A 26,209-nucleotide genomic window follows, 5' to 3' on the forward strand; every position below is an offset into this window, starting at 1 on the left:
CGATGGGCCGGCTGCTCAGCCGGATGACGGCGCCCGGCGCGCTCGCCCAGGTGCGGTACGTCCGCCCGGTGCGCCCCGGAGCCGCCCGCGGCCTGGTGGCCCGGGTGTACGAGCAGGTCGAGCGGGACTTCGGCATGCTCGCGCCGCCCGTGGCCGTGCACTCCCCCGCGCCGCGCGCCCTGGCGGCGTGCTGGCTGATGCTGCGCGAGTCGCTGCTCGCCGCCGGCGTGGCCGGCCGGGTGGCCGGGGAGCTGGTGGCGAGGGAGGTCTCGGCGGGGAACGCGTGCCCGTACTGCGTGGACGTGCACGGCGCGACCCTGCGCGCGCTGGCCCCCGCCGATCCCCGGCTGCGGCCGCTGGCCGCCTGGGCCAGGGCGAGCGCCTCCCCCGGCGCCGGCGGCCCGCCGGTCACCGGGGAGGCCGCCGTGGAGCTCGTCGCGGTCGCGGTGACGTTCCAGTACCTCAACCGCGTGGTCAACGTGTTCCTGGGCGACTCGCCGCTGCCGCCGGAGCTGCCGGCCGGGGCGCGCGGGCCCGCGCTGCGCGTGTTCGGCGCGCTCATGCGGCCGGCCGCGCGGCGGGCCGCGACGCCCGGCGGCTCGCTCGGCCTGCTGCCCGCCGCGCCGCTGCCGGACGACCTGGCCTGGGCGGGCGGCGTCCCGCGGCTTGGCGAGGCGTTCGCCAGGGCCGCGGCGGCGATCGAGGAGGGCGGCGCGCGGCGGCTGCCCGTCCCGGTCCGCGAGCTGGTCGCCGAGCGGGTGTCCGGCTGGGACGGCGTCCCGCCGGGCCCCGGCAACGGCTGGGCCGCGGAGGCCGCCGCCGCGCTGCCGCCCGCGCAGCGCCCGGCCGCCCGGCTCGCGCTGCTGACCGCGCTGGCCTCCCACCAGGTGGACCGGCGGGTGGTCGACGAGTTCCGGGCCGCGCCGTCGGACTCGGCCGCGCCCGCCGAGACCGCGCCCGCCGAGACCCTGCCCGCCGAGGCCGCGCCCGTCGAGACCCTGCCCGCCGAGGCCGCGCTCGTCGAGGTCGTCTCCTGGGCGGCCATGACCGCCGCCCGCCGGACCGGCGCCTGGTGCGCCCCGCCCGCCGCCCGGCCCGGCACCCCGCTTCCGACCGTATCGACAGCCGACTGAAAGGAACGAGGACGTGACCGAGCTAGAGGTAGTGCTCGACGACCTGGCGGCCGACGGCGACCAGCTCGACGCGCTGGTGTCGGGCCTGGACGCCCAGCAGTGGAAGCTGCCCACCCCCGCGCCCGGCTGGACGATCTCCGACCAGATCGCCCACCTGGCCTTCATCTTCCGGCTGGCCACCGCCGCCGCCACCGACGCCGAGGCGTTCAAGGCCATGACGGCCGGCGCCGAGAAGAACTTCGACGGCGCGGTGAACGCCGCGCTCAAGGCGTTCGAGAACGACTCGCCGGACACGCTGCTGGCCAAGTGGCGGGCCGGACGGTCCGAGGTGCACGCGGGTCTGGCCGCCGTGCCCGCGGGCCAGGTCGTGCCGTGGCTGGTCAACCCGCTGCCGCCGATCGTGCTGGCGTGCGCGGGCATCATGGAGACCTTCGCGCACGGGCAGGACGTCGCCGACGCGCTCGGCGTCCGGCTGGAGCGCACCGACCGGCTCCGGCACCTGGTCGTCTTCGCCGTGCTCACCCGGGACTTCGGCTACCTGTCGCGCGGGCTGACCCCGCCGGCCGAGGAGTTCCGCTTCGAGATCACCGGCCCCTCCGGCGAGGTGTGGGCCTACGGCCCCGAGGACGCCGCCCAGCGGGTCAGCGGCCCGGCCGAAGACTTCTGCCTGCTGGTGACCAGGCGGCGGCACCGCGCCGACCTGGCGGTCACGGCGACCGGCGCCGAGGCCGACCGCTGGCTGGACCTCGCGCAGGCCTACCGCGGGCCGGCGGGCGCCGGCCGGCGTCCCGGCCAGTTCGCCCGCGCCGGCGTCTGAGCAGGGCTTCCCGAACCGCGGGCGCGCCCGTCCGGAACTCCCCCAGTCCCGGGCGCGCCCGCTTCTCACGCCCCGACCTCCAGCGCGCGGCGGTCCACCTTGCCCGAGGCCGTCTGCGGCAGGCGCTCCACGAACGTGATCTTCCGGGGGAACTTCTGGGCCGCCAGCCGGGCCCGGACGAACGCCTTCAGCTCGGCCGCCTCCACCTCCGCCGACGCCACCACGTACGCGTGCGGCCGGGTCAGCCCGCGCAGCCGGTACCCGACGACCGCGCACTCGACCACGGCCGGGTGCTCGCGCAGGCAGTTCTCGATCTCGGCGGGCGCGACCCAGGACCCGCCGACCTTCAGCAGGTCGTCGGCCCGTCCCTGGTAGCGGAAGTAGCCGTCGGCGTCCCTGGTGACCAGGTCGCCCGAGCGCACGGTCCGGCCGCCCACGAACGTGCGGGCGGTCCGCTCCGGGTCCTGCCAGTACTCCAGCGCGACGGCGTCGCCGCTGACCTCCAGCCGTCCGGTGCGGCCGTCGGGGACCTCCCGCCCGTCGGGGTCCACGACGCGGGCGCGGTAGCCGGGGACGACCTGGCCGAGCGTGCCGGGCCGCACCCGTCCCGGGCGGTTGGACAGGAAGATGTGGTACGCCTCGGAGGAGCCGAGCCCGTCCACGACCTCCACGCCGAAGGTGTCGCTCCAGCGGCGGTGCAGTTCGGGCGGCAGTGCCTCGCCCGCCGACGTGCACAGCCGCAGGCTGCTCAGGTCCTGCCGGGCGGCGTCGGGGTGGGCCAGCATGGCGCTCATCATCGTGGGCACGTTCACCAGGACCGTGGGCCGGTGCTCGGCGATCAGCTCGAAGATCGTCTCGACCCGGCTGCGCTCGGGGAAGATCACGCCGGTCGCGCCGACGCCGAAGGGGAACAGGGCGGTCAGGTCGCGGGCGTAGCCGAAGAACAACTTGGGCACGGGCAGGACCACGTCGTCCGGGCGCAGGTCCAGCACGCCGCGGGCGTAGGAGTCGAAGCTGACGTGCGGGCTCCTGGCGGGCAGCACGCAGGCGCGCGGCGCGCCGGTGCTGCCGGTGGTGAACTTCCACAGCGCCACGTCCTCGGCGGCGACCGGCACCGCGTCCAGCCGGGCCTCCTGCGCGGCGACCAGGGTGTCGAAGTGGTGCTCGCCGGGGCGCAGCAGGTGGCGTGGCACGCCGGTGACGAGCAGGCCGGTCAGCCCCGCCGCGCGCAGGCTCTCCAGCGCGGACGGCCCCGCCACCACCAGCCGCGGACGGGCGTAGCCGGCGAAGTAGCGGTAGTCCTTGGGCCGCAGGAACGTGTAGACCTCGGCGGTGACCGCGCCGATCTTCTGGGCGCCGTACCAGGTGGCGACCGACTCCATGCTGTCGTCGGCGGCGATGAGCACCCGGTCGCCCCGGCGTACGCCGAGCTCGCGCAGCGCGTTGCCGGCGCGGTCGGCCAGGGCGCGCAGCGTGGCGTAGTCCACGCGGCCCTGGCGGGTGACGAGCGCGGTCCTGGCGCCGTCGGCGCGGTCGAGGAATCGTGCGGCGATGTTGAAAGAGTCCATGACAGGCCTTCTCGCTGCTCTGCTCGCGGGCTGGTTGCGTCTTCCACGGTGCCGGGTGAGCGAGGCGCGCAGGGGGTCCGGCGGCGTCAGCAAGCTGGCAGACGTGGCAGCTTGCTGACGGTTTCTCCCGGATTGCGGGATGGCTGCCGGAGCGTTGACGGGCTCGTCCGGCCACGCGTGTACTGATGGTGCGGCGGCCGCCACGGCCGTCGCGCTGCGGAGGAGAAGCGATGGCATCCACGCCCGCGGGCTCGTGGCCGGTGACGGAGACGACCGGTGAGGCGACCGGTGAGACGGCCGTTCCGATGGCCGACTCCCTAGGTGGCACCGTCCATCTGGCCTGCGCCGAATCGCCGCGGGACGAGCTGGCCGTCATCGTCGCCGGCTTCTCCGGCTACGAGGCCCAGAGCAGGGCGCGGGCCCTGGCGCGGCTCGCCGCCCTGCGCCGCCTGCGCCGGCTGCCCGGTGACGGGCGCCAGGCCGCGTGGACGGGGACGGAGCTGCGCCTGTCGGACTTCGTCGCCGACCCGCCCGCGAGCCTCAGGCTGCACGTGCCCGGCACCGGCCTGCTCAGCGGGCGGCGCTACCGGCTGCCCGTCGAGGTCGTGTGGACGGGCGGGCACGAATGCCTGGTCGAGCCGGCCACGAGCGGCGTGGTGGACAGCGGCGTGCCGGAGGCGATCGCCGAGGTGGTCGCCCACGACGTGGTGGCACGCTGGTGGGCCGCGCCGCGCGAGCCGCTGCTGCGGGTCTCCGGCGCGCTGGAGCGCCTGCTGCCGCCCGGCGTGACGGCCGCGGCCGCGGGGCTGGGGCTGCGGATGTCGGCGTTCGTGTTGTCGGTGCCCGATCTCCGGGTCGCCCTGGTGACCGTCGGCGGCGAGGGCGCGACGCTGGCCGCGGCGGCCGGCCGTACGGTGAAGTCGGCCGTGTGCGAGGCGTTCCTGCGCGCGATGGCGGCCAAGGCGCAGCCGTGGAGCACGCTGGAGCTGCCCGACTGCCTGCGCCGGTTCGCCGTGTGGGAGCGGGAGGCCGACTATGCCGCCCATCTGGAGCGGCTGGCCGTCGACGCCGATCCCCGGCTGGTCGACGAGGTGAGCGGGCTGCGTCCGTCCGGCTGGCCGGAGATCGCCGCGCGCCGGTTCGGGCACGAGCCCGTCGCCGTGCGGGCGGACGGCGACCGCGGCGAGGTGATCAAGGTGCTCTGCCCGGGGGCTCTGTGCTACCGGGCGGCGTCCGGGGCCACCGTGCTGCCCTGTCCCGTGCCCTGACCTCCGCCGGGAAAGCGCAACCTGCGAGGAGTGCCGGCCGCCTGGATTCCGATAATGGAACTGAAGCTCCGGCCGCCGACCCCCGGGAGGTGGGGCGTGGATCTGTCCGTCATTGGAGTCACCCCCGAAGCGGAGGCGGTCTACCGCTACTTCCTGCGCCATCGGGGCGAGAGCGTCGGCTCGGTGCCCGAGGCGCTCGACCTCGATCCCGAGACGGTGGAGTCGGCGGTGGAGACGCTCGACCGGCTCGCCATGCTCGACCTGAACGACCGCCACCGGGTCACCGCGACCGAGCCGCGGGTCGCCATCGAGCGCCTGGTCGAGCAGCGTCTGGAGGAGCTGAACGCGGAGATCCGTCGGGTGTTCGGCGCCCGCGACGCCATCTCCAGCTTCCTGGAGGACAAGCGGGAGGGCGACCGCTCCAATGCGGTGCTGGACATCGAGCGGGTCGAGAGCGGCGCGCGGGTCCGCCAGCGCCTGGACGACCTGGCCTTCTTCTCCTACAAGGAGACGCTCTGCCTGCACCCGGGCGGCCCGTTCAACGAGGTGATGATCGAGTCGGCGCTGCCGCTGGACACGCGGTCGCTGCGGCGCGGCCTGGCCCTGCGCGAGATCTTCCATCCCAAGGCGCTGGAGGACCAGCGCATGGTGTCCTACCTGCGCGAGCTGGCGCACCTGGGCGCCGAGATCCGCGTCACCGACCAGCCGATGGACCGCATGCTCATGTACGACCGCAGCGTGGCCGTCGTCCCGATCGACCCCAAGGCGCACTCCACGGGCGCGCTGCTGGTCCGCGAGCCCGGCCTGATCTCCCAGCTCGTCATCTACTTCGAGGGCCTGTGGAAGGCGGCCGTGCCGCTGGCCGACCACCTCGACCCGCCCGGCGAGGAGCCGACGCTGTCGAAGATGGAGCAGCGGGTGCTGGCGGTCATGGCCACGGCCGACAAGGACGAGATCGCCGCCCGCGAGCTGGACATCTCGGTGCGCACGTACCGGCGTTACGTCGCCGACCTCATGGCCAGGCTCGGCGCGGTCAACCGCTTCCAGGCCGCGCTGCGCGCCAAGGAGGAGAACTGGATCTGATCCCGTTCTCCCCGTCGCTTCCGGCGACCTCGCCCCTCGGCAGGTGGCATCGTGTCCCGGATGATCAAGATACCGGAGGCGTTCGCGCGGGCCACCGTCGAGCGTGAGGGAGAGCCCGGAGCGGCGTGGCTGGCCGAACTGCCCGGCATCGCCGGCGAGCTGCTGGACCGCTGGGGATGCGTGCCGGACGGCGAGGTCCTGCACGGAGGGGTCGGGATCGTCGTCCCGGTGCGACGGCGGGCCGAGGAGGCCGCCGTGCTGAAGGTGTCGTTCCCGCATCCCGGCAACGTCCACGAACCGGACGCGTTCGCGGCGTGGGGCGGGCGCGGCGCCGTTCTGCTGCACGAGCGCGACGACGCACGTTTCGCCATGCTGCTCGAACGGGTCCGGACGTGCACACTGGCGGAGGTCCAGGACGGCGACGAGGTCGTGGCGGTCGCCGGGCGGCTCGGTCGCCGGCTGGCCGTCCCCGCGCCGCCCGGTCTGCCCCGGCTGCGGGACCGGGCCGACGCCTGGGAGGAGGGGCTGCGCAGGGATGCCGAGGAGTTCACGCACGCACCGCCGCGTCACGCGGTGGACGCCGCCGTGGCGACCGTCCGCGAGCTGGGCCGCGTCCAGCCGGACCTTCTCGTCCACGGCGACCTGCACGCCAGGAACGTGCTGCGGGCCGATCGTGAGCCCTGGCTGGCCGTCGACCCCAAGGGGTACGCGGGAGACCCCGCCTACGACGGCGGCACGCTGCTCAAGTCCCGCGCGCTCACGCTCCTCGAAGCGGACGACCTGGGCAAGGCGGTCCACCGCGTCCTGGACGTCTTCGCCGAGGCCGCGGAGGTCGATCGCGAGCGGGCCCGGCGCTGGGCCCAGTTCCACGCCGTCCAGGCCGCGTTCTGGGGGCGCCGCCACGGCTTCCGCATCGCCCGGGGCGGCGCCCGCCTGGACCGGCTGACCGAGTTCGCGGACCATCTGGCGGAGCTGCTCACGGAACGCCGGTGACATCCGGCCTCCGCCGGTCCGGGTCGGCGTCCGGCCGGTGGCGTGGGCCCGCGAGAACGACGAGAACCCCCGCGTCCCGGTCGCGGGGGTTCTCGTCGTTTACCCGGTCTTTTTCCTTCGGCAGACCTCCTCGGAGAAATGTACGGTCAATTCCTTTCCGGTGTCGGGGCTCTTTACGGCCAGGTGTTGCCCTGCGGGGAGGGAAGCGGCCAGGTGTTGCCGTCGGGGCCGGCCGGCGCAGGCCAGGTGTTGCCCTCGGCCTGCACCGCGACCGTGTCAGCGGCGGCGGTGGCGGCCTGCGCGGCGGTGGCGCCCACGGCCCAGACGAGCATCCCGGAGACAATCGCGATAATCCACTGGGAAATCCTCTTGGCAACAATGTCGTTCGTCATTTCACTGCCTTTCTCTGCGGTCCGTCTCACTCTGTTTCCCTTGCACTTCCCACTTTGCGCGGCGGCGAGGCCGTGAACCAGGCTTCGGCGAGGCAGCAAGCTGCAGGGCGTTTCCGCTTCCTGCCACGTCCGGCGCGGTCAAGCACTGCAGGAGGTGACATGAACCGGTCATCGATCTTTAACTGGACGTACCGGAAGAGTCCGAGGAGGAAGCGATGACCATCTCCCCCGAGGTCCTCCAGGAAGCGCCGCCCTCGCCCATGGACCGCCTGCGCGAAGAACTCGCCGACGCGCGCGCGGAGGTCGCGCGCGGCCGCCCGCAGGCCGTGGAGCGGCAGCACTCGCTCGGCAAGCGCACCGCGCGCGAACGGCTCGACCTGCTGCTGGACGAGGGCTCGTTCCTGGAGATCGAGATGTTCCGGCGGCACCGGGCCCAGGGGCTCGGCATGGAGGCCCAGCGGCCGCACACCGACGGCGTCGTGGCAGGATCCGGCACCATCGACGGCCGCCGCGTCTTCGTCTACGCCCAGGACTTCACCGTCTTCGGCGGCTCGCTCGGCGAGGCGCACGCGCAGAAGATCCACAAGGTGATGGACCTGGCGTTGTCCAGCGGGTCGCCGTTCATCGGGCTCAACGACAGCGGCGGGGCCCGCATCCAGGAGGGCGTGCTGTCGCTCAACGGCTACGGCGGCATCTTCCAGCGCAACGTGCAGGCGTCGGGCGTCATCCCGCAGATCGCCGTCGTGCTCGGGCCGTGCGCGGGCGGGGCGGCCTACTCGACGGCGCTGGCCGACTTCACGTTCATGGTGCGCGACACCGCCCAGCTCTACCTGACCGGCCCGGACGTGGTGGAGGCGGTCACCGGCGAGCGCATCACGCACGCCGAGCTGGGCGGCGCGCAGGTGCACGCCACCCGGTCGGGGCTGGCCACGTTCGTGCACGACGACGAGGAGAGCTGCCTGGCCGCGGTGCGCGACCTGGTCTCCATGCTGCCGGGCAACAACCTGAGCCGCCCGCCCGCGCTGCCCGCGCGCGGCGCGGCCGGCGACGCCCGGCCCCGGCTGGCCGAGATCGTGCCGGTGGAGCCGAACAAGCCCTACGACATGCGGCTGGTCGTCGCCGAGGTGGTGGACGACGGCGACTACCTCGAACTGCACCAGAGCTGGGCGCCCAACGTGATCTGCGCGCTGGCCCGGATCGACGGCCAGGTCGTCGGCGTGGTGGGCAACCAGCCGACGGTCCTGGCCGGCGTCCTGGACGTGTCGGCCGCGGAGAAGGCGGCCAGGTTCGTCAGGTTCTGCGACGCCTTCTCCATCCCCCTGGTCACGCTCGTGGACGTGCCAGGCTTCCTGCCGGGCAAGGAGCAGGAGCACGCGGGCGTCATCCGGCACGGCGCCAAGCTGCTGTACGCCTACTGCGAGGCGACCGTGCCGCGCGTCCAGGTCATTCTCAGGAAGGCGTACGGCGGGGCGTACATCGTGATGGACTCCCGCTCGATCGGCACCGACCTGTCACTGGCCTGGCCGACCAACGAGATCGCGGTGATGGGCGCCGAGGGCGCGGTCAACATCATCCACCGCAAGGAGCTGGCCGCGGCGGCCGACCCCGCCGCCCGGCGGGCCGAGCTGCTGGAGCAGTACACCCGCGAGCTGGTGCATCCGGCGTACACGGCCGAGCGCGGCCTGGTCGACGCCGTGATCGACCCGGTGGAGACGAGGTCGGCGGTGGCGCGCGGCCTGGCCATGCTGCGCGACAAGCGCAAGCACGTGGCGCCCCGCAAACACGGCAACCTTCCCTTGTAGGGCTTCCCGTCAGTTCCCCTGGTCGGAGCAGGGGACGGGCGCGGCCGTCCGGGTGCGCGGGCCGGGAAGCCTGAGGGCGGCCAGGACGCCCGTCAGCATGACGGCGCCCAGGACGAGGACCGCCGCGCGCATCCCCTGGGCGGAGGCGTCGCGCAGGGCCTGCCCCGCGAGCCCTTCGATGCCGTGGTTGGCGACGGCCACCAGGACCGCCAGGCCCGCCGCGGTGCCCACCTGCAGCGCGGTGGAGGCCACCCCGGAGGCCAGGCCCTGTTCGTCCGCCGGGACGCCGGTGCCGGCCGCGATCCACATGGCCTCGTACGTGATGCCCATGCCCAGTCCGATGACGACGACCCCGGGCAGGACGGTGAGGAGCGAGCCGTCCCCCTGCATGCCGGGGGCCAGGAGCACGGCGCCCACGGCGTTGGCGACGATGCCGGCGATCAGCGTGCCGCGGGTGCCGAGCCCGTGGACCAGCCGCTCGCTGAGGAAGTTGCCGGCCGTGATCGACAGGGTCGGGCCGAGGAACGCGAGGCCGGTCTCCAGGGCGTTGAAGCCGAGGACGTCCTGGAGGTACAGGGTCAGGAAGTACGGCACGGCCTGCATCGTCAGGCCGAAGACGAGGATGACCACGACCGCGCCGCTGAGCGCGCGGTTGCGGAACAGCCGCAGCGGCATCAGCGGCGTCCGGCCGCGGGCCTGGACGCGCAGGAACACCGCCACCAGGGCCACCGCGAGCACGGCCGCCGCGACCGTCTCGGCCCGCGCCCAGCCCGCTTCCGAGCCGTGCGCGACCGCGAAGATCAGCAGCGTGATGCCGGCGGTGCCGGTGAGCGTTCCGGGCACGTCCACGCCGCCCCGGGTGGCGCGGCCGTCGGGGGGCAGCAGGGCGAAGGCGCCGACGACGCCCACGGCGGTCAGCGGGACGTTGACGTAGAACACGGCCTGCCAGCCCAGGGCCTGGGTGAGCACCCCGCCGGCCAGCGCGCCCGCGGTGAGCCCGCCCGCGCCCGCCATGGCCCAGACCGTCAGCGCGCGGTTGCGCTCCCTGCCCTCGGCGAAGGCGGTGTTGACCAGGGCCAGCACCGCCGGGAACAGCACCGCGCCGGCCAGGCCCTGCAGGGCGCGCCCGGCGAGCAGCGCCGCCGGCGCCGTGGCCAGGCCGCCCAGCACGGAGGCCACGCCGTACAGCACCATGCCGAGCACGAACATCCGCCGGCGTCCGGCCAGGTCGGACAGGCGCCCGCCGAACAGCAGGAAACCTCCGTAGAGGACGGCGTACGCGGTGACCACCCATTGCAGGGTGTGCGGCGTGAAGCCGACATCGGAGGCGATGTCCGGCAGGGCCACATAGATGATGGTGAAGTCGAGACTGATGATCAGATGCCCCAGCGCGAGCAGCGCGAGGCTCCACCCCGGCCGCCGGATGCGGGCCGGGGAGCGGGTGATGGACATGGATGTGCCTTTCGTCCGTACGGGGTCCGGTGGCCTGTCATGGCTGCACCGGAACCGGCGGACACTTGTTGGCACACCCCCTGAGGGCACTGGGGTGGGCGGCGCCCGGGCTCGGGCCGTCCGGTCCGGTCATCGCCCCTCCCCCAGGTGTTCCGCGCCGTCTCCCGGACGACTATGCCGCCCGCCGCGGTCCGCGGGATCGGCCGTCCGGTCACCGTGGCCCGGGACCTTGGACCTAGGACCAGGGGCGGGCCCGGTGACAGCATGCGGCGCCGGCCTGCAGCTTCCTGACGTCTCCCGCCCTGGATCGCGCCCCTGTCGGATCCCACAGTGGAGGTACGAGAGACAGACCTCAGGCAGACGAGACGGAGATGAGACCCCATGTTCGCCCCTTCACGCCGCACGGCGACGAGGAAGCCATGCTGATCCAGGTGACGATGCGCCAGGTCCGCGGGCTGCCGATCCTCGGCTCCCCGATCGACGGGATCCGCATCATGGCGCTCCTGCCGGGCCGCTGGCACAAGGACCTCACCCAGGCCGGCGGGGACATCGTCATCCGGATGCGCGTGGACGAGCCCCTGACGAGCGCGCAGGTGCGCGCCGAGGTGACCCGGACCCTCGCCAACCCCGAGGTGGACCGGTGGGAGCTGGTGGCCTGCCGCGTCCTGTCCCACAGCAGCACAGCCGCAAGGGAGGAAGACCAGTGATCGCATCTGTGGTGGCGCCGGGAGAGTGCCAGGTCTGGTGGGCCGGCCCGCGCGACCATCCGGAGGGGACCCTGCTGTCGGTGCTCAGCGAGCCCGAGCTGGAACGGGCCGCGCGCTTCCGCCGCGAGCCCGACCGCAGGCGGTTCCTGACCGGCTCGTGGCTGCTGCGCACCGCGAGCGCCGTGCAGCTCGGGATCCGTCCCGAGGACGTCGTGGTGAACCGGTCGTGCCCCGACTGCACCAGGTACCACGGCAAGCCGCAGGTCAGGGCGCCCGGATTCCCGCTGCACGTGTCGGTCTCGCACTCCGAGGACCGGGTCGCGGTGGCCGTGACGACCGAGGGGCCGCTGGGGGTGGACGTGGAGGCCGTGCCCGCCGACCCGGTGGACGACCTGGCCCGCTGCGCGCTCACCGAGGCCGAGCTGGCCGTCCTGGAGGCCTTCCCCCAGGAGGACAGGTACGAGGCGTTCGCGAAGGTCTGGGTGCGCAAGGAGGCGGCGCTCAAGGCCACCGGGCACGGCCTGCGGGTGCCTCCGACGGAGGTGGCGGTGAGCGGTCCGGCCGACGACCCGGCCCTGCTGAGCTGGCCGCTGGACATCCCGCCGGAGAACCTGCGGTTCCGCGTCCTGTCGCCCGGCCGCGGCTACGTCGCCGCGGTCGCGGTGATCACCAGCCGTCCGGTCGAGGCGGTGGAGTTCCACCTGCCCGCCGCGCGGGCAGACTTCGCACGTGGCCCCCTGCCGGGGCCGCTGGCCGGCGTCGCGTGACGAGGAGGACGATCCAGATGAGAAGGACCTTCCTCCTCCTGCCGGGCTCCTGGTCGGGCGCGTGGATCTGGGAGCCCGTCGTCCGGCGGCTGCGCCTGCTCGGGCACGACGCCCGCGCCGTCACCCTGCGCGGCCTGTCCGGGCCGCGCGGCGACGTCGCGGGCGTCGGCCTGCAGACGCACGTGGACGAGGTGCTGACCCTGCTGAAGAACGAGGGCCTGCGCGACGTCGTGCTCGTCGGGCACAGCTACTCGGGGCTGGTGGCCGGCCAGGTCGCCGACCGGGCGCCGGGCCGCGTCGCGCACACCGTGTACGTCGAGGCGTCCCTGCCGCACGACGGCCGTTCGATGCTGCACGCCTTCCCCGACCGGCAACGGGAGCAGGAGCTGCGCCTGATCGAGGCCGGCGGGGGCCGCTGGCCCGCCCCCGACCACACGTTGCTGGCCGAGGGACAGGGCCTCACGGCGGCGCAGGCGCGCTGGCTGGCCGCCCGCTTCGTCGGCCACCCCGGCCGCACCGTGGCCGAGGCGGCCGTGCTCAGCACGCCGCTGGAGCGGCAGCGGGCCAGCTACGTCGTGTGCGCCCTGGACCACTTCCAGGGCAGTCTGTCCCCCGATGTGTCCGCGCTGCGCGCGGCACCGTCCTGGGACTTCCACACGCTGGACACCGGCTGCTGGCCGATGGTCTCAGCGCCCGGCCCGCTCGCCGCTGTGCTGTCCGACGCCGTCGCCGGCCGCCTCTGAGCGGGCGGCGTCCTCGGGACCCGGTGCTAGCCCGGGCCGCGAGGAGCCGGGCAGCAGCCGCCGCAGCGACCCGGCGTGCAGGAACCACAGCAGGCCCAGCGCCACGGCCAGGAGCAGGGCGCTGAAGACCCACTCGTTCGACCCGCCCGGCCCGTAGACGCGGCCGCCGGAGCCGATGTCCACCGCGCGGACCGGCTGCCCGGCCTGGTGGGTGTAGCGGTCGCTGCCGTAGATCTCGACGTCCGAGCGGCGGACGGCGCCGTCGTCAGAGCGGAAGTCCCCCGTCCAGACGCAGGACTCGTGCCCCGGATGCGTGATGCAGGCCAGCGTGCGCGGCACGAACACCCCGGGCGCGCCGTCGGCGCGGGCAGCGCGGACGACCGTGCCGAGGTTCGGCACGGTCAGGAACAGCAGGAAACCCGCCATCAGGCTGAGCACGAACGAGAAGGCTGGGGAGACCCCGCGGCGCCCGGAGCGCGCCATCACGCGGGCGAGACCGCGCAGGAGCAGCGCATGGCCGCCCGCTCGGCCGGGCGGGGGCCGCGGTGCAGGAGCATGGCCACCACCATGGGCACGAAGACCAGCCCGTTGTAGAACAGGTGCAGCTCCATGCGCGGGACGAGGAACTGGATGATGCTCGTCGGCACCGGACGGCCCATCAGGTTGTTCCCGGTGAGCGCCTGGAGGAGCAGCAGCAGGTGCTCCAGGTGGTGCCAGATCTGGATGCCCAGGGAGATGTTCCACCACGTACGGGACCTGCCGGTGAAACCGGACCGCAGCATGAGCAGGCCGATGAGCATCAGCAGCGCGTAGCCGTAGTGCATCCACTCGGAGCTGACCAGCCAGGGGAAGGGCATGCCGAGGACGCCGCGCGCCTCCTTCAGCGGCCAGCCCAGCACGTAGACCTGGATGGCCTGGGCGACGTGCTCGGCCCAGTGGGCCAGCACCACGACGAGGTAGAGGGTGAGGGCGGGCTTGTGGTACCGGGTGTTGAGCGCGGTCAACAGGCCGGCGGACTGCGACACCGTGTGGGTGGCCATGCGGAACCTCGGCTTCCGGGATCGTCGGTCGCGCGTCGTCCCGGCCTGGCGAGGTCGCCGGTGGATGGTCTTCGGTCCCCTTCGGGTGTGCCTGCTCCGGGAGATCGCGAGTTCAGTGTCCGTTGCGATCCCGCGCCTGACAACTCACAAATTGCGCGGCAGGCCGGCGAGCAGTTGCTTGGTCGTCAGGGTGACGCCGCAGCGGCCCGCGACGTAGCCGAGCGTCCGCCGGTGGTCGGCGGCGGTGAGGTCGGCGACGGCGTCGGCCACCACGTACGGCTGGATGTCGTGGGTGAAGGCGTCGAGCGCGGTGGTCAGGACGCCGATGTGGGCGTAGACCCCGGCGATGAGGAGCTGGTCGCGTCCCGACTCGCGCAGCCACCACAGCAGGCTCGTCTCGTGGAAGGCGCTGTAGCGCCGCCGGGTGAAGATCCAGTCGCCCGGCCCCGGCGCCATCGGCTCGGGGAAGCCGCGCCGGGCGGGTTCCAGCCGGTCGCTGCGCCGCCAGAAGTCCTTGGCCAGCCCCTGCTGCTCGCCGGTCAGCAGTCCCGGCTGGGCCGCGTAGGCCACGGGGACGCCGAGGCGCGCGCACAGCTCGCGCAGCGCCGTCACGTTGCGCACCAGGTCGGTCAGCGGCGCCTCGCCGGACGGGAAGAGGTCGAGGCAGGCGTGCTGCAGGTCCACCAGCAGCAGGACGGCCCGGCGGCGGTCGGGCGTCCAGGTGACCGCGGCGGGCGGCAGCTCGGCGGCGTCCGGCATCGGATAGGGCTCGATTTCTGAAACGACCGGCACGGCGACCTCCGAATTTCTCTCAGCTTTTTGAGGCTGTCTCCATGATGTGCCGCATACGGCGGCCCCGGAAATGCGGAACGGCGGCAGGAAGCTGACTTCCCGCCGCCGTTTCCAGCCATTTTCCTTTTTCCCGGACGCCTGCCGGGTCCACGGTCAGAGCCCGGCCGCGGCGCGCAGTTCCTCCGTCCGGTTCACCCGCTCCCACGTGAACTCGTCGCGGCCGAAGTGCCCGTAGGCGGAGGTCTCCGCGTAGACGGGACGCAGCAGGTCCAGGTCCCGGATGATCGCGGCCGGCCGCAGGTCGAACACTTCGCGCACGGCGTCGTGCACCCGCTCCCTGGGCACCCGCTCGGTGCCGAAGCACTCCACGAACAGGCCCACCGGCCGCGCCTTGCCGATCGCGTACGCCACCTGGACCTCGCACCGCCCGGCCAGCCCGGCGGCGACCACGTTCTTGGCCACCCAGCGCATGGCGTAGGCGCCCGACCGGTCCACCTTGGAGGGGTCCTTGCCGGAGAACGCGCCGCCGCCGTGCCGGGCCATGCCGCCGTACGTGTCGATGATGATCTTGCGTCCGGTCAGGCCCGCGTCGCCCATCGGGCCGCCGACCTCGAACCGGCCCGTGGGGTTGACCAGCAGCCGGTAGCCGGTCGTGTCGATCCCCGCCGCGGCCAGCACCGGCTCGACGACCTCGCGCGTGACGTCGGGGGCCAGCATGTCGGTCAGCCCGACGTGGGCGGCGTGCTGGGTGGACAGCACGACGGTGTCCAGGCGGACCGGCCGGTCGCCCTCGTACTCGACGGTGACCTGGGTCTTGCCGTCCGGCCTCAGGTACGGCACCGTCCCGGCCCTGCGGACCTCCGCCAGCCGCCGGGCCAGCCGGTGGGCCAGCATGATCGGCAGCGGCATCAGCTCGGGCGTCTCCTCGCACGCGTAGCCGAACATCAGGCCCTGGTCGCCGGCGCCCTGCCGGTCCAGCTCGTCGGCGGCGTCCTCGTCGCGGTGCTCGCAGGCGTCGTCCACGCCGCGGGCGATGTCGGGCGACTGGGTGCCGATCGACACCGACACGCCGCAGGAGGCCCCGTCGAAGCCCTTCTGGGAGGCGTCGTAGCCGATCTTCAGGATCGTCTCCCTGACCAGGCCGGGGATGTCCACGTACGTCTGCGTGGTGACCTCGCCCGCGACGTGCACCATGCCCGTGGTGATCAGCGTCTCGACCGCGACGCGGCTGCCGGGGTCCTTGGCCAGCAGGGCGTCCAGGATGCTGTCGCTGATCCTGTCGGCGATCTTGTCGGGGTGGCCTTCGGTGACCGATTCGGAGGTGAACAAACGACGTGACACCGACGCCTCCTAGTAGGGCAGCCGGCGCCCCGAAGGGGTGCGCAGGTCGAGTGCGGTCACGGGCGGACGCGGTTTCTTCGGCCGCGGCACGCGAATCACTTTGGGCATGGGACGGCTCCACATCTTGGCGGCGGGAAAACTCGAATTTCCCGGACACAGATCATCCAAGATTCGCGTCGAGCATTCTTCTCCGATGACCTGCGCGGCGAATGTTCGTTCCGAGAATAACCACGGCCGGGCGTGCCGGGTTCTTTCCCTGTGCGCCATCGGGGCCGGTCGGGCAATTCAGGAGATGCCTCGTACGCTCCGGCGGAGCCACGATGCTCCTGATGCCCGGATCGCCCTTCTGTCGGGCGGATCACCCACGCCGGGTCCCGGCCGCCCCGGCGACGAAAGGCTGATCATGAACGGAATCAGCGCGGAGATCGGGATCATCGGCGGGAGCGGGTTCTCCTCGGTCGCCGACGGCGTCCGGGAGGTCGCGCTCACCACCCCGTACGGCGAGCCGTCGGCCCCGCTCTCGCTCGCCCGGGTAGGCGGCCGCACGGTCGCCTTCCTGCCCCGCCACGGACGCGACCACCGCCGGCCGCCGCACCGCATCAACTACCGGGCCAACCTGTGGGCGCTGCACTCGGTGGGCGTGCGCCAGGTCCTCGCGCCGTGCGCGGTCGGCTCGCTCCGGCCCGAGCTGGGACCCGGCGTGCTGGCGGTGCCCGACCAGCTCGTGGACCGGACCTCCGGACGGGCGCAGACGTACTTCGACGACGCGGCGGTGCACGTGCCGTTCGCGGACCCGTACTGCCCGGTGGGCCGGGAGACGGTGCTCGACGCCGCGGCGGCGACCGGCCAGGACTGCGTGGACGGCGGGACGATGGTGGTGATCGAGGGCCCGCGCCTGTCCAGCCGGGCCGAGTCGCAGTGGTACGCCGCGCAGGGCTGGTCGCTGGTGGACATGACCGGCTGCCCGGAGGCGGCGCTCGCCCGCGAGCTGGCCCTGTGCTACGTGCCGGTCGCGCTGGTGACGGACCTGGACGCCGGGCTCGGCGTGGGCTCGGGCGCACGCCGGGACGAGCTCTTCACGATCTTCCACGAGGGCCTGGACCGGCTGCGGGCGCTGGTGGTGGCGACCGTGGCCCGGCTGCCGCGCACCCGTACGTGCGACTGCGCGCGAGCCCTGGACGACGCCGCCCTCCCCGCCGAGGCGGACCACCTCGGCCCCCTCCCGGCCTGACCTTCCGGGAATCCCGGAGCATGCGGAAACCCGGGTCCCCGCCGCCCCGCGGGAACCCGGGTGAGATCGCGGCGCCTACACCGCCATCGGCACGTGCGCGTCCAGGGCGACGCGTTCGACCAGCGCCTCCAGGTTGGGATCCGCGTCGAAGACGTCGCCGACGTCGATGGAGACGCCCAGCTCCTCCTTGATCCGCCCGACCATCCGCGCCGCGGCCGCGAACTCCCCTTCGAGGTCGGAGAACGTCGCCGCCTCCAGCCCCTCGGGCACGTCGAGCACCTCGTACCAGATGTCGCCGACCTTCTCCCGGAGCTCGGAGAGGCTGAGTTCGCCGGTCATGGGCCGTCCCTTCTCAAGGTCTGCACGTGATTGTCGCAACGGCCCCCGGGCGGCTACATCTCCGAGAGTGCCCTGGCCCTGACCTGGCCGAGCAGCGCGTCCAGCGTCCCGTCGCGCAGCAGCGCGGCCAGTTCGACGGCCACGTCGAGCCGGTCCTGGATCTGGGCGGCCATCCGCAGCGCCGCGAGCGCCGTGCCGCCGAGCTCGCCGAAGGTGGCGTCGGCCTCGTCCGCGCCGACGTCGAGCACCGTGTTCCAGATGTCGGTGACGTGCCTGTCGACGTCCGCCGGATCCACGTCGCCCACCCTCCCCTGAGGCTCCCTTGGGGGGACCATAAGGCGCGGGGGCGGCGGGCGCTTGTCCCCACGTGCGCACCTGCGTCGCCGTCCGAGGTCAGGACGCGGCCCGTTGCGGTTCCCGCGTCCGCGACAACGCGCGGACGATGCGCGCGTGCCCCTCGTTCCCTCTGGCCAGCACGTCGGCCACCGGGCCGTCGTCGGCGGCGCGCAGGGCGGCGGCGACGCGGTGCAGGTCGCGGCCCATCGCGTCCAGCAGGTCGGCCACCGGGGCCGCGTTGTGCGCCAGGATGTCCCGCCACATGCCGGCGGGGCTGCCGGCCACCCGCGTCACGTCCCGCAACGCCCCGGCGGCCAGCGCCAACCCGTCCCCGCCCGGGGCCGCATCGGCGAGCCCATCCACGTCACCGCCCATCGCCGCACCGGCGAGCCCGTCCACGTCGCCGCCCGGGATCGGGTCGGCGGGCCCGTCCAGGTCGCCGGTCGCGAAGCGGGCGGCGAGCGCGGCCGACAGGACCAGCGGCACGTGCGACACCGCCGCGACGGCCCGGTCGTGGGCGTCCGGCGCGAGCAGCGTCACCTCGGCCCCGCACGCGGTCGCCAGCGCCGCCGCCGTGCGCAGCGCGCGCGGCGACAGCGCCGGATGGGGGCACAGCGCCCACGTCCTGCCCTCGAACAGGCCCGCCCGCGCCGCTCCGGGCCCGGACACCTCCCGCCCGGCCATCGGATGGCCGGGCACGTAGCGGGCCAGGTCGCAGCCGTTCCGCTCGGCCTCGGCGAGGATCCGCGTCTTGGCGCTGGCCACGTCCGTGTAGACCGTCCCCAGCTCGCGGTCCTGCGCCTCACGCAGGACGGCGGCCACCGACGAGGGCGGCGTGGCGATCACGACGACGTCGGCCGGGCCCGCACCGGTCCGCAGCGCCGTGCCCGCGCCCATCCGCGCGGCCTGCGCCAGCGCCCACGGGTCGTGGTCGGCCAGCTCGACCCGCACGCCCGCCCGCCGCAGCGCGCACGCCACGGACGTGCCGATCAACCCACAGCCGATCACCACGACACGGCGGATTGGGGACATGGCCGGAACCTCGCTTCCCTGGGACGTCACTCCCCCATGGTCGCGGCGCGAGGCGCCCGGCGGCGGTACGCGGACCGTCTTCTTGCTGCCGCCCCACGGCACGTTCCTGCCAGCGCACCCCCAGGTCAAGCCCCTGGACGCGCTCCTACGATCACGACATGTCCTACTACGACCTGCTGTCCCGGCCGGTACGCCCGCCCGACCGCGTGCTCCGCTACGGCGACCGCCACCCCGACCAGGTGATCGACGTCTACGAGGGCACCGGCCGCCCGCCCCTCGTTCTGCTGCACGGCGGCTACTGGCTGGCCGAGTACGACAGGAGCCACACCCGTCCCATGGCCGCCGCCCTGGCCGCGCTCGGTCACACCGTCTGGCTGCCCGAGTACCGCAGGGTGGGCCAGGAGGGCGGCGGCCACCCGGGCACGTTCGACGACGTGGCCGCCGCGCTGGACCTCGTACGGGCGGAGTGCCCGTCCGGGGTGCTGCTGGTGGGCCACTCCGCGGGCGGTCACCTCGCGCTCTGGTCGGCGCTGCGGCACCGTCTGCCGCCCGGCTCCCGCTGGCACGCCGAACCGGCGGTCAACGGCGTGGTGGGCCTGGCCGCCGTCTGCGACCTGGGCGAGGCGTTCACGGCGGGGCTCGGCGGCGGCGCGGCCCGCGCCCTGCTCCACGACCGCGCCGACCTGCTGGACGAGGTGGACCCGATGCGCCTGCTGCCCCACGACCGGGGACCGCTGGTGCTGGTGCACGGCGTCAGGGACCGCGTGCTGCCGGTGTCGATGAGCCGCCGCATGGCGGCGGGCGAGACGTCGGCCGTCCTGGTCGAACCGGCGGACGCCGGCCATTTCAGCCTGATCGACCCCCTGTCGAGCACCTGGCCCCTGATCGTCGCGGCGGTGGAGGCCGCGGCGGCGTATGAGCCGGGGCCCGCCGAACCGGGAGGCCGGGAGGCGGCGGGTCAGGAGAGTTCGACCGCGCGTTCCGGGCAGTTGGCCGCGGCCAGGCGGGCCGCCTGCTCCTCGCCCGGCGGTACGGCGCCGTCGCCCAGCACCTCCCCGTAACCCTCGGCGTCCTCGCCGAACAGGGTGGGCGCGAGGTCGTAGCAGCGACCGTGCCCCTGGCAGCGCCCAGGGTCGATGCGCACGTTCATGACGGTGCTCCGTTCGGGGTGGGGGCGGTTCGGGAGGAGGTCGTGAGCGCGCCGACGACGCGGGCGAGCAGGGCCGCCCACTCGTCGTCGTCAACGGCGTGCAGGTCGGAGGTGACCAGGGCGCTGCCCATGGACAACAACAGGCAGAAGTGGGCCAGCGCGGCGGGCGACAGCGCCGGGTCCAGCTCCCCCCGGTCCTGGGCGAGGCGGGCCAGCGCGGCCATCGAACCGGCGCTCTCGCCGACGTAGTCGCGCATGGGCCTGGCGACGTCCTCGTCCCGGCGGGCGGCGACGAGGGCCTCGACGATGAGGTAGCCGGGGGCGTCACGACGCTGCGGCAGCCACCGTCCGATCTCCAGGAGCAGATCGGGGACGGGCCGGTCGGGGTCGGCGGCGAACAGGTCGGCCAGCCGCCGCCGCCCGTGCGCGCGCAGCGCCGCCACCAGCAGCTCGGCCTTGGAGCCGAAGTGCGCGTACAGCGCGCCGTTGCTCACCCCGGCGGCGGCGGCGATGTCGGCGACGCGGGTGCCGTCGTACCCGCGCTCGGCGAACGCCTCCGCGGCGGCGCGCAACAACCGTTGACGAGTCTCGGCGGCGGTGACGCCGGCGATTCGGCCCATGGCAGCATTAAACAGCCCGCCCACCCGGAACGTGACCATCAACCGGCCCCCTCGCCCCCACGCGCCGGCCCCCCGACGAGCAAGCGGCAGGTGTCCTCGCCCGGCTGATCCGGCTCCGCTAGTCGAGCCAGCCCAGCCGGGTGGCGCGGACGCCTGCCTGAAACCGGCTGGTGGCGCCGAGCAGCGCGCTCACTTCACCCACCACGCGCGTGACCGTCCGGGTGGAGATCCCCAGCGTGCGGGCGATCGCCGAATCCTTGGCGCCGACGGCCAGCAGACGCAGGATGGCGCGCTGCTGCTCGGTGAGCGCCCCGGCGTCCGAGGAGCCGGGGACGTCCTTCGGCTCCGACGCCGTCATCCAGCAGTTGTCGTACAGCGCTGCCAGGGACCTCACCACTCCCCTGCCGCGGATCACCAGTGCGCCGGCGTCCAGGTGGGCGGGGTCGGCCTGGACGACGGCGGTGTGCCGGTCGTAGACGAGCATCCGGGTGGGCACGACGGGCGCGGCCCGCACCTCGCGGCCCTGCCGCGTCCACCGATCCACGAACCCACGCAGTACCGGCTGGGAGAAAGAGCTCTGCGCGTGCAGCGCGCGCACCCGCACCCCTCTGGCGAGCGCGCGCTCCGATCTCTCCAGGCCCTCTGCCAGCGACGCGGGCGTCCAGTCGGCGACCGGATGCATGCTGAGGATCTCGTGCCCGGCCTGTTCGCTCAGTTCCGTGATGCGCCGGGCCAGCCGCGTCGCCATCTCGTCCCGCGTGAAGAAGTCGACGTCCATGTCACGCTCGGCGCGGCCAGGCAGGTTCAGGTAGCTCCTGGCGACCGCGGCGACCGCGACGTGCTGCTCCACCAGGCGGTCCAGGAGGCGGTGGCTCTCCTCAAGACTCCGCCTGAGCATCGCCGCGGCGTCCACCGGCGCCTCGGCGTCCGGGTCGAGCAGGCGCAGCCGGGTGAGATGCTCCTGGACGCGGGCGATCTGCGCGGTGGTGACCCCCATCGCCGCCGCCGCGTCGGTGAGCGACTCGGCGCGTTCCAGCATGCGCGCGTAGATCGCCTTGCTGACCTGGTCGTCGTCTTCGTACGGCACGCCGGCCGCTCCTTCCTTCTTGTCTTCGACTTCGACGAGGCCGGCTGTGGGGTCACGGGCGAGCAGGCGCTCAGCGCGGTTGCGCATGGATCACTACTATGCCTGATGGTAGATGCTCTCTTCGGGGCCAGCGTGGCCGGTGAGGTCAAGGGTCGCAGTGCTCGACATGTGCGGGGCGATCGGGCCCCGGAGCTGGATGACGGTGACCGCTGTGGTCCAACGATACTCCTTAGTAGTTTTGGAGAGGTACCGCCTCGTTTGGAGCCGGGTCGCCCGGGGCTCACATCCGGGGTGCGTGCGCGGCCAGGTCCTCGGTCACGGGCAGGCACTGGGCCTCCAGGACGGCGGCTATCCGCTGGACCTCCAGCGGTACGTTCTGGATCACGGCCAGCTCGTGCGCGCGACGCAGGCAGGCGGCCGCCTCGGCCGGGCGTCGTAGCGGATGACCCGCCGTCGCGCCTTGGCCCAAGTGGTGAAGACGAAGTGATGCAGCCACTCGTTCTTGAGCGCACTGAAGAACGACTCGGCCAGCGTTGTCCCAGCAGTCCCCGGTACGTCCACCGAGCGGCACATGTCCAGGCCCATCAGGGAGGAGCCGAACTCATCTGAGGTGTGGTTCGAGCCGCGGTCGGTATGGAATGCGGCGCCGGGCTGGAGCAGGCCGGCGCCGGCAGCCATCCATCCGGATCGCGTCCTTGACCAGGTCGGCGCGGTTGGGGCAGCGACAGGAAACACTGGCTCCATGACGTATCCGGACCTGCCCTTCTCCCACGTCAAGATCCGTGTCGCCGGCCTGGTGTTCTGCGGGCGCGAGCTGGCACTCATCCGCCGTGACCGGCCGTCGGGGGCGCTGTACACGCCACCCGGCGGCAACGTGCACCCCGGAGAGGACCTTGTGGACGCCTTGAGCCGGGAACTCGCCGAGGAACTGCGACTCGACCCCGGCGATGCGACCGTGCCGCAGCTGTGCTGGATCCAAGATCAGATGATCACCAGGCCCGGCCCGACCCCGCCCCCGCGCAAGCTCCACCTGATCTTCCGTCTGCACATCACCCCGGAGGTGCGCGCGAAGCTCGCCACGGTCGAGTACGACGAACTCCCGGACGGCACCAGCGAGCCGGGGATCATCGAGTGGGTGGACCACCGGCAGGCCGCGCGGCTGAACCTGTTCCCCCTCATCGGCGTGGCGGTGAGCACGCTGGCCGACCCCACCGCGCCTCCCGCGAATCCGTACCTGACGCCGATGACCGACGCCACCTACACCTGGAGGTAGGCATGGTCTCGGGCGACGTGCCGGAGTCGCGCATCGCCCCTGCGAGGGGTTCTTCTGATCGCCGTGATCGCTCATGTACGTGATGACAAACCGTTGTCGCATACATGAGCGATCAAGCCCGGCCGCTGCCGTCTCGTTCGGTCAACCCGGTTTGCGGTGTCGCGTCGGGCCCCGTCCCACCCGAGTGATCCGGCCCGGCAGGCCCGGCCCCGACGTCAGAGCCGGGTCATGGTGGATTCGTATCCGCCTCCGCCGGGGTAGACCCATGCGCCGGTGACGGTGGTGCCGTCAGCGCTGACCGTGCCTTCGTAGTAGGCAGGGCCGCCCTTCACGCCGCCCCAGATGGTCAAGGTGTCGCCGGACAGCTCGTACACGTAGTCAAGCGTGTTGCCGGTCGAGTCGTAGAAGCGGGACACGACGTCCGCCCCGGCCGGCTCGCCGAACGGGCGCAGATTGCCGATCACTTCCAGACCGGTGACGGGCTGGCCGAACTGGGCGAGGTCGACGTGCTGGAGCAGGAAGAAGCCGCCGGGCATCCACTCGTACCGTACGGTTCCCTCGGCGCCGCCGGTGATCGCCCAGGTGCCGACCAGGCGGTCCAGGGCCTTCAGTGCGGCGCTCGGCTCGTAGGTCTCCGACATCTCGGACATCTCATCCTCCTTGAGGTTTGGTCAGTGCTCGCCGGTACCTCGGAGGCCGCCCACGGGCCTCGACACGTCCGAGTGGTGATTCAGATCACATCGCCGCCGGTGTCGAGAAGCCGGATCCCGCCACGAGGTAGCGGCAAGACCCCATCAAGGAGGAAGTCATGGCCGCCACAGCCGCCACCACCCGCCCGTCCGGCCGCCTGCTGCTCGCCGCCGCCCTGGCCGGGCCGGTCTTCTTCACCTCGGCCGTCGTCCAGATGCTCACCCGCGAAGGCTTCGACCTCACCCGCCATCCGATCAGTCAGCTCTCCACCGGCAACCTCGGCTGGATCCAGATCCTCACGTTCGTGCTGGCCGGCGTGGGCGGCCTGGCGCTGGCCGCCGGTGTGGGGCGCACCCTCACCGAGGGGATCGGCCGCCGGGCGCTGCCCGTCCTGGTCGGGATCTTCGGGGTCGGGATGATCGCGGCCGGCGCGTTCACCATGGACCCGGAGAACGGCTTCCCCGCCGGAACCCCCGACCGGCCGGTGGCGCAGATGTCCTGGCACGGCGTGGCGCACTCGACCGCGGCCGCCCTCTCCTTCACGGCGCTGGCCATCGCCGCCATCGTGCTGGCCGTCCGCTGCGCCCGCCGCCGCGCCGTACCGGCCGCGGCCGGCAACGGCGCCGCCGCGCTCGTCCTGCTGCTGCCCATGTCGCCGGAGCACATGAGCGTCCAGATCGCCGTCAACGGCCTGGTCGCCTTCACCTGGACGACCGTCCTGGCCCTGTCCCTGCGCCGCTCCGCCTGACCTCACATACCCTGTACCGACGTTCGACAAGAGGATCCGCCATGAAGTATCTGCTGCTCGGCTACACCCCCGCGGCCGCCTGGGACGCCGCGACCGCCGACGCCCCGTCCGAGGAAGCCCTGGCGGCGTTCGCCGCCTACCAGAGGTTCGAGCAGGAACTGATCGCCACCGGCGAGTTCGTCGGCAGCGAGGGGCTCGGCCATCCGGCGGTCAGCACCACGGTCAGGAGGTCCGGCGACGGCGTGGTGGCGACCGACGGACCGTTCGCCGAGCTGAAGGAGGTCCTGGCCAGCTTCGCCGTGATCGACGTGGCGAGCCAGGAGCGAGCCGTGGAGATCGCCTCCCGGATCGTCGAGGTGCTGGGTGAGCCGATCGAGATCCGGCCGATCATGGGCGAGGACTTCACCGGGTGACCCCCGGGCCGGGCGGCGCCGGGCACGAGCGGACGGCCGTCACCACAGCGGGAAGGGCACACGCAGCGTGAACGCCGACATCGAACACCTCCTGCGCGTCGAGGCGCCCCAGGTGCTCGGCGCGCTGGTACGCCGCTTCGGCCGGTTCGACGTCGCCGAGGACGCGGTGCAGGAAGCGCTCCTGGCCGCGAGCCGCGCCTGGCCGGCCGAGGGCGTACCGGACAATCCGCGCAGTTGGCTGATCCGCGTCGGCTACCGGCGGATGGTCGACGCGCTCCGCGCCGACCAGGCCAGGCGCCGGCGCGAGCAGGAGGCCGGCGTCGCCGAACTGGCCCTGCAGGAACCGGCCCGCCGGCCCGGCCCGGCGCGGGAGACCGACGACAGCCTCGCCCTGTTGCTGCTGTGCTGCCATCCCACGCTGAGCGCCACCTCCCAGGTCGCGCTCACGCTGCGGGCCGTGGGCGGCCTGACCACCGCCGAGATCGCGCACGCGTACGGAACAACCGAGAACACCATGGGCACCCGGATCAGCCGCGCCAAGCAGCAACTGGCCCGCGCCGGCGCCCGCTTCACCCCGCCGGCCGACCTGAGGCGCGACGGCAGGATGGCCGCCGTCATGCAGGCGCTCTACCTGATCTTCAACGAGGGCTACACCGCCTCCACCGGCGACCGGCTCGCCCGCGTCGACCTGACCGGCGAGGCCATCCGGCTGACCCGCATGCTCCACGCCTCCGTGCCCGACGACGCGGAGGTGACCGGCCTGCTCGCGCTGATGCTGCTCACCGAGGCCCGCCGTCCCGCGCGCACCGGTGGTCACGACGAGCTGGTGCCCCTGGACGAGCAGGACCGGACGCGCTGGGACACCGGCCTCATCGGCGAGGGCACCCAACTGATCGACGGCGTCTGGACCCGCCGCGAGGTCGGCCCCTACCAGCTCCAGGCGGCGATCGCGGCCGTCCACGCCGCGGCCGCGTCGCCGGAGCGGACGGACTGGCCGCAGATCGCGGCGCTCTACCTGTGGCTCGAACGGCTCACCCCCACCGCGCCGGTACGGCTGAGCCGGGTGGTGGCCGTGACCAAGGCGTACGGGCCGGCCCGGGGACTGGCCCTGCTCGACGATCTCAACCACCGCTTCCAGCTCGACCGGGACCCGCTGGTCCGGCGACGCGAACACGCCGTGCGCGCCCACCTGCTCTCGATGACCGGCGACGCGACCGGCGCGGCCCGGCTGTATCGCGAGGCGGCCTCCCTGACCGGCAACCAGATCGAGCAGCGATACCTCCTCGACCGCGCCGACCACCTCGCCTGAGGCGCCCGGCCTTCCCGCAGATCGGGCAAGCCCCGGCTGCACTTGGTCATGAACGTGGCGTCAGCCGGCCGCCGAGGGCCGAG

Annotated in this window: 29 protein-coding genes and 1 pseudogene; 15 read left to right on the forward strand and 15 right to left on the reverse strand. The window is 73.4% G+C overall.

The window, feature by feature from the left end:
- Positions 1-2: 2 nt before the first annotated feature.
- Complete coding sequence (locus ACIA8R_RS19835; RefSeq protein ID WP_397039624.1) at positions 3-1,133, forward strand: carboxymuconolactone decarboxylase family protein; 1,131 nt, start codon at positions 3-5, stop codon at positions 1,131-1,133.
- A 13-nt stretch (positions 1,134-1,146) separates the two neighbouring features.
- A complete protein-coding gene (locus ACIA8R_RS19840) occupies positions 1,147-1,950 on the forward strand; it encodes a TIGR03084 family metal-binding protein (protein ID WP_357709406.1) in 804 nt (267 codons plus the stop codon).
- Between the two features lie 65 nt (positions 1,951-2,015).
- Here ACIA8R_RS19840 and ACIA8R_RS19845 read toward each other — a convergent pair whose 3' ends face one another.
- A complete protein-coding gene (locus tag ACIA8R_RS19845) occupies positions 2,016-3,518 on the reverse strand; it encodes a benzoate-CoA ligase family protein (protein ID WP_397039625.1) in 1,503 nt (500 codons plus the stop codon).
- 230 nt (positions 3,519-3,748) lie between these two features.
- On the opposite strand from ACIA8R_RS19845, the gene ACIA8R_RS19850 reads away from it, so the two are divergent.
- The 3 genes from ACIA8R_RS19850 to ACIA8R_RS19860 all read left to right on the forward strand — a co-directional run bounded on the left by ACIA8R_RS19850 (position 3,749) and on the right by ACIA8R_RS19860 (position 6,862).
- Positions 3,749-4,786, forward strand: coding sequence for a hypothetical protein (locus tag ACIA8R_RS19850; protein WP_364088016.1), 1,038 nt, complete (start codon positions 3,749-3,751; stop codon positions 4,784-4,786).
- 96 nt (positions 4,787-4,882) lie between these two features.
- Complete coding sequence (locus ACIA8R_RS19855) at positions 4,883-5,869, forward strand: helix-turn-helix transcriptional regulator (RefSeq protein WP_357709415.1); 987 nt, start codon at positions 4,883-4,885, stop codon at positions 5,867-5,869.
- Positions 5,870-5,929: 60 nt separating this feature from the next.
- Positions 5,930-6,862: an aminoglycoside phosphotransferase family protein gene (locus ACIA8R_RS19860; RefSeq protein WP_397039627.1), complete on the forward strand. Its 933-nt coding sequence runs from the start codon at positions 5,930-5,932 to the stop codon at positions 6,860-6,862.
- A gap of 173 nt (positions 6,863-7,035) precedes the next feature.
- Here ACIA8R_RS19860 and ACIA8R_RS19865 read toward each other — a convergent pair whose 3' ends face one another.
- On the reverse strand, positions 7,036-7,194 hold the full coding sequence (locus ACIA8R_RS19865; protein WP_397039629.1) for a hypothetical protein: 159 nt from the start codon (positions 7,192-7,194) through the stop codon (positions 7,036-7,038).
- Positions 7,195-7,469: 275 nt separating this feature from the next.
- Between ACIA8R_RS19865 and ACIA8R_RS19870 the strand changes: the two genes are divergently transcribed.
- Positions 7,470-9,056 (forward strand): acyl-CoA carboxylase subunit beta, encoded by a 1,587-nt coding sequence (locus tag ACIA8R_RS19870; protein ID WP_397039630.1) that lies wholly within the window; start codon positions 7,470-7,472, stop codon positions 9,054-9,056.
- A gap of 9 nt (positions 9,057-9,065) precedes the next feature.
- Here the strand turns inward: ACIA8R_RS19870 and ACIA8R_RS19875 are convergent, their stop codons facing one another.
- Positions 9,066-10,508 (reverse strand): MFS transporter, encoded by a 1,443-nt coding sequence (locus tag ACIA8R_RS19875; protein ID WP_397039632.1) that lies wholly within the window; start codon positions 10,506-10,508, stop codon positions 9,066-9,068.
- A gap of 371 nt (positions 10,509-10,879) precedes the next feature.
- Here ACIA8R_RS19875 and ACIA8R_RS19880 point away from each other — a divergent pair, with 371 nt between their 5' ends.
- From ACIA8R_RS19880 to ACIA8R_RS19890, 3 genes are read left to right on the forward strand one after another with little or no spacing between them, the layout of a single operon-like run.
- On the forward strand, positions 10,880-11,215 hold the full coding sequence (locus ACIA8R_RS19880) for a hypothetical protein (RefSeq protein WP_357709427.1): 336 nt from the start codon (positions 10,880-10,882) through the stop codon (positions 11,213-11,215).
- Positions 11,212-11,982, forward strand: coding sequence for a 4'-phosphopantetheinyl transferase superfamily protein (locus ACIA8R_RS19885; RefSeq protein ID WP_357709429.1), 771 nt, complete (start codon positions 11,212-11,214; stop codon positions 11,980-11,982). Before ACIA8R_RS19880 ends, ACIA8R_RS19885 begins: the two co-directional genes overlap by 4 nt.
- A gap of 17 nt (positions 11,983-11,999) precedes the next feature.
- Complete coding sequence (locus ACIA8R_RS19890) at positions 12,000-12,725, forward strand: alpha/beta hydrolase (RefSeq protein ID WP_357709432.1); 726 nt, start codon at positions 12,000-12,002, stop codon at positions 12,723-12,725.
- Here the strand turns inward: ACIA8R_RS19890 and ACIA8R_RS19895 are convergent.
- The 4 genes from ACIA8R_RS19895 to metK all read right to left on the reverse strand — a co-directional run bounded on the left by ACIA8R_RS19895 (position 12,669) and on the right by metK (position 15,898).
- Complete coding sequence (locus ACIA8R_RS19895; protein ID WP_397039634.1) at positions 12,669-13,163, reverse strand: hypothetical protein; 495 nt, start codon at positions 13,161-13,163, stop codon at positions 12,669-12,671. The genes ACIA8R_RS19890 and ACIA8R_RS19895 overlap by 57 nt on opposite strands.
- 44 nt (positions 13,164-13,207) lie before the next feature.
- On the reverse strand, positions 13,208-13,765 hold the full coding sequence (locus tag ACIA8R_RS19900; protein ID WP_397039636.1) for a hypothetical protein: 558 nt from the start codon (positions 13,763-13,765) through the stop codon (positions 13,208-13,210).
- 144 nt (positions 13,766-13,909) lie between these two features.
- Positions 13,910-14,557 carry an isochorismatase family protein gene (locus ACIA8R_RS19905; RefSeq protein WP_357709441.1) on the reverse strand — a complete coding sequence of 216 codons (648 nt, stop codon included), beginning with the start codon at positions 14,555-14,557 and terminating at the stop codon, positions 13,910-13,912.
- Between the two features lie 153 nt (positions 14,558-14,710).
- Complete coding sequence (gene metK / locus ACIA8R_RS19910; protein WP_397039638.1) at positions 14,711-15,898, reverse strand: methionine adenosyltransferase; 1,188 nt, start codon at positions 15,896-15,898, stop codon at positions 14,711-14,713.
- A gap of 403 nt (positions 15,899-16,301) precedes the next feature.
- On the opposite strand from metK, the gene ACIA8R_RS19915 reads away from it, so the two are divergent.
- Positions 16,302-17,129, forward strand: coding sequence for an S-methyl-5'-thioadenosine phosphorylase (locus ACIA8R_RS19915; protein WP_397039639.1), 828 nt, complete (start codon positions 16,302-16,304; stop codon positions 17,127-17,129).
- Positions 17,130-17,204: 75 nt separating this feature from the next.
- Here the strand turns inward: ACIA8R_RS19915 and ACIA8R_RS19920 are convergent, their stop codons facing one another.
- From ACIA8R_RS19920 to ACIA8R_RS19930, 3 genes are all read right to left on the reverse strand, one after another.
- On the reverse strand, positions 17,205-17,468 hold the full coding sequence (locus ACIA8R_RS19920) for a phosphopantetheine-binding protein (RefSeq protein ID WP_364088033.1): 264 nt from the start codon (positions 17,466-17,468) through the stop codon (positions 17,205-17,207).
- Positions 17,469-17,521: 53 nt separating this feature from the next.
- Entirely contained in the window at positions 17,522-17,764 is a 243-nt protein-coding gene (locus ACIA8R_RS19925; RefSeq protein ID WP_397039641.1) for a phosphopantetheine-binding protein, read from the reverse strand.
- Positions 17,765-17,861: 97 nt separating this feature from the next.
- A complete protein-coding gene (locus ACIA8R_RS19930; RefSeq protein ID WP_397039643.1) occupies positions 17,862-18,836 on the reverse strand; it encodes a prephenate dehydrogenase/arogenate dehydrogenase family protein in 975 nt (324 codons plus the stop codon).
- Between the two features lie 158 nt (positions 18,837-18,994).
- Here ACIA8R_RS19930 and ACIA8R_RS19935 point away from each other — a divergent pair, with 158 nt between their 5' ends.
- Entirely contained in the window at positions 18,995-19,897 is a 903-nt protein-coding gene (locus ACIA8R_RS19935) for an alpha/beta hydrolase (protein WP_357709458.1), read from the forward strand.
- Here the strand turns inward: ACIA8R_RS19935 and ACIA8R_RS19940 are convergent.
- The 4 genes and pseudogenes from ACIA8R_RS19940 to ACIA8R_RS19955 form a co-directional block, all read right to left on the reverse strand.
- Positions 19,864-19,986 (reverse strand): annotated as a pseudogene (locus ACIA8R_RS19940) (ferredoxin); the annotation flags it as partial. The gene ACIA8R_RS19935 and the pseudogene ACIA8R_RS19940 sit on opposite strands and share 34 nt — an antisense overlap.
- Entirely contained in the window at positions 19,983-20,606 is a 624-nt protein-coding gene (locus tag ACIA8R_RS19945; RefSeq protein WP_357709461.1) for a TetR/AcrR family transcriptional regulator, read from the reverse strand. The pseudogene ACIA8R_RS19940 and the gene ACIA8R_RS19945, both read right to left, overlap by 4 nt.
- Positions 20,607-20,724: 118 nt before the next feature.
- Complete coding sequence (locus tag ACIA8R_RS19950) at positions 20,725-21,780, reverse strand: LuxR C-terminal-related transcriptional regulator (protein WP_397039645.1); 1,056 nt, start codon at positions 21,778-21,780, stop codon at positions 20,725-20,727.
- Positions 21,781-22,074: 294 nt separating this feature from the next.
- Positions 22,075-22,371, reverse strand: coding sequence for a hypothetical protein (locus tag ACIA8R_RS19955; protein WP_364088042.1), 297 nt, complete (start codon positions 22,369-22,371; stop codon positions 22,075-22,077).
- A 64-nt stretch (positions 22,372-22,435) separates the two neighbouring features.
- On the opposite strand from ACIA8R_RS19955, the gene ACIA8R_RS19960 reads away from it, so the two are divergent.
- The gene (locus ACIA8R_RS19960; protein ID WP_397039646.1) at positions 22,436-22,966 is read left to right on the forward strand and encodes an NUDIX domain-containing protein; all 531 of its coding nucleotides are present in this window, start codon (positions 22,436-22,438) and stop codon (positions 22,964-22,966) included.
- A 215-nt stretch (positions 22,967-23,181) separates the two neighbouring features.
- On the opposite strand, the gene ACIA8R_RS19965 is transcribed toward ACIA8R_RS19960, so the two are convergent.
- The gene (locus ACIA8R_RS19965) at positions 23,182-23,616 is read right to left on the reverse strand and encodes a hypothetical protein (RefSeq protein WP_397039648.1); all 435 of its coding nucleotides are present in this window, start codon (positions 23,614-23,616) and stop codon (positions 23,182-23,184) included.
- A gap of 158 nt (positions 23,617-23,774) precedes the next feature.
- Here ACIA8R_RS19965 and ACIA8R_RS19970 point away from each other — a divergent pair, with 158 nt between their 5' ends.
- The 3 genes from ACIA8R_RS19970 (at position 23,775) to ACIA8R_RS19980 (ending at position 26,126) form a co-directional block, all read left to right on the forward strand.
- Positions 23,775-24,404 carry a DUF998 domain-containing protein gene (locus ACIA8R_RS19970; protein ID WP_364088047.1) on the forward strand — a complete coding sequence of 210 codons (630 nt, stop codon included), beginning with the start codon at positions 23,775-23,777 and terminating at the stop codon, positions 24,402-24,404.
- A 41-nt stretch (positions 24,405-24,445) separates the two neighbouring features.
- Positions 24,446-24,817, forward strand: a complete 372-nt coding sequence (locus ACIA8R_RS19975; protein ID WP_125629542.1) for a YciI family protein — start codon at positions 24,446-24,448, stop codon at positions 24,815-24,817.
- Positions 24,818-24,884: 67 nt separating this feature from the next.
- The gene (locus tag ACIA8R_RS19980; RefSeq protein ID WP_397039649.1) at positions 24,885-26,126 is read left to right on the forward strand and encodes an RNA polymerase sigma factor; all 1,242 of its coding nucleotides are present in this window, start codon (positions 24,885-24,887) and stop codon (positions 26,124-26,126) included.
- The last annotated feature ends 83 nt before the right edge of the window (positions 26,127-26,209 follow it).

It is taken from the genome of Nonomuraea sp. NPDC051191 (genome assembly GCF_044455665.1).
In the GTDB taxonomy this organism is placed as follows: Bacteria; Actinomycetota; Actinomycetes; order Streptosporangiales; family Streptosporangiaceae; genus Nonomuraea.

What these genes read in the sequence shown, in the direction of transcription:
- ACIA8R_RS19930 (WP_397039643.1), bottom strand. Translation starts at nt 18,836, where the DNA reads ATGTCCCCAATCCGCCGTGTCGTGGTGATCGGCTGTGGGTTGATCGGC.
- ACIA8R_RS19875 (WP_397039632.1), bottom strand. Translation starts at nt 10,508, where the DNA reads ATGTCCATCACCCGCTCCCCGGCCCGCATCCGGCGGCCGGGGTGGAGC.
- ACIA8R_RS19890 (WP_357709432.1), top strand. Translation starts at nt 12,000, where the DNA reads ATGAGAAGGACCTTCCTCCTCCTGCCGGGCTCCTGGTCGGGCGCGTGG.
- ACIA8R_RS19955 (WP_364088042.1), bottom strand. Translation starts at nt 22,371, where the DNA reads ATGGCTGCCGGCGCCGGCCTGCTCCAGCCCGGCGCCGCATTCCATACC.
- ACIA8R_RS19845 (WP_397039625.1), bottom strand. Translation starts at nt 3,518, where the DNA reads ATGGACTCTTTCAACATCGCCGCACGATTCCTCGACCGCGCCGACGGC.
- ACIA8R_RS19965 (WP_397039648.1), bottom strand. Translation starts at nt 23,616, where the DNA reads ATGTCCGAGATGTCGGAGACCTACGAGCCGAGCGCCGCACTGAAGGCC.
- ACIA8R_RS19835 (WP_397039624.1), top strand. Translation starts at nt 3, where the DNA reads ATGGGCCGGCTGCTCAGCCGGATGACGGCGCCCGGCGCGCTCGCCCAG.
- ACIA8R_RS19950 (WP_397039645.1), bottom strand. Translation starts at nt 21,780, where the DNA reads ATGCGCAACCGCGCTGAGCGCCTGCTCGCCCGTGACCCCACAGCCGGC.
- ACIA8R_RS19900 (WP_397039636.1), bottom strand. Translation starts at nt 13,765, where the DNA reads ATGGCCACCCACACGGTGTCGCAGTCCGCCGGCCTGTTGACCGCGCTC.
- ACIA8R_RS19865 (WP_397039629.1), bottom strand. Translation starts at nt 7,194, where the DNA reads ATGCTCGTCTGGGCCGTGGGCGCCACCGCCGCGCAGGCCGCCACCGCC.
- ACIA8R_RS19960 (WP_397039646.1), top strand. Translation starts at nt 22,436, where the DNA reads ATGACGTATCCGGACCTGCCCTTCTCCCACGTCAAGATCCGTGTCGCC.
- ACIA8R_RS19880 (WP_357709427.1), top strand. Translation starts at nt 10,880, where the DNA reads ATGAGACCCCATGTTCGCCCCTTCACGCCGCACGGCGACGAGGAAGCC.
- ACIA8R_RS19920 (WP_364088033.1), bottom strand. Translation starts at nt 17,468, where the DNA reads ATGACCGGCGAACTCAGCCTCTCCGAGCTCCGGGAGAAGGTCGGCGAC.
- ACIA8R_RS19975 (WP_125629542.1), top strand. Translation starts at nt 24,446, where the DNA reads ATGAAGTATCTGCTGCTCGGCTACACCCCCGCGGCCGCCTGGGACGCC.
- ACIA8R_RS19860 (WP_397039627.1), top strand. Translation starts at nt 5,930, where the DNA reads ATGATCAAGATACCGGAGGCGTTCGCGCGGGCCACCGTCGAGCGTGAG.
- ACIA8R_RS19850 (WP_364088016.1), top strand. Translation starts at nt 3,749, where the DNA reads ATGGCATCCACGCCCGCGGGCTCGTGGCCGGTGACGGAGACGACCGGT.
- ACIA8R_RS19870 (WP_397039630.1), top strand. Translation starts at nt 7,470, where the DNA reads ATGACCATCTCCCCCGAGGTCCTCCAGGAAGCGCCGCCCTCGCCCATG.
- ACIA8R_RS19945 (WP_357709461.1), bottom strand. Translation starts at nt 20,606, where the DNA reads ATGGGCCGAATCGCCGGCGTCACCGCCGCCGAGACTCGTCAACGGTTG.
- ACIA8R_RS19915 (WP_397039639.1), top strand. Translation starts at nt 16,302, where the DNA reads ATGAACGGAATCAGCGCGGAGATCGGGATCATCGGCGGGAGCGGGTTC.
- ACIA8R_RS19970 (WP_364088047.1), top strand. Translation starts at nt 23,775, where the DNA reads ATGGCCGCCACAGCCGCCACCACCCGCCCGTCCGGCCGCCTGCTGCTC.
- ACIA8R_RS19935 (WP_357709458.1), top strand. Translation starts at nt 18,995, where the DNA reads ATGTCCTACTACGACCTGCTGTCCCGGCCGGTACGCCCGCCCGACCGC.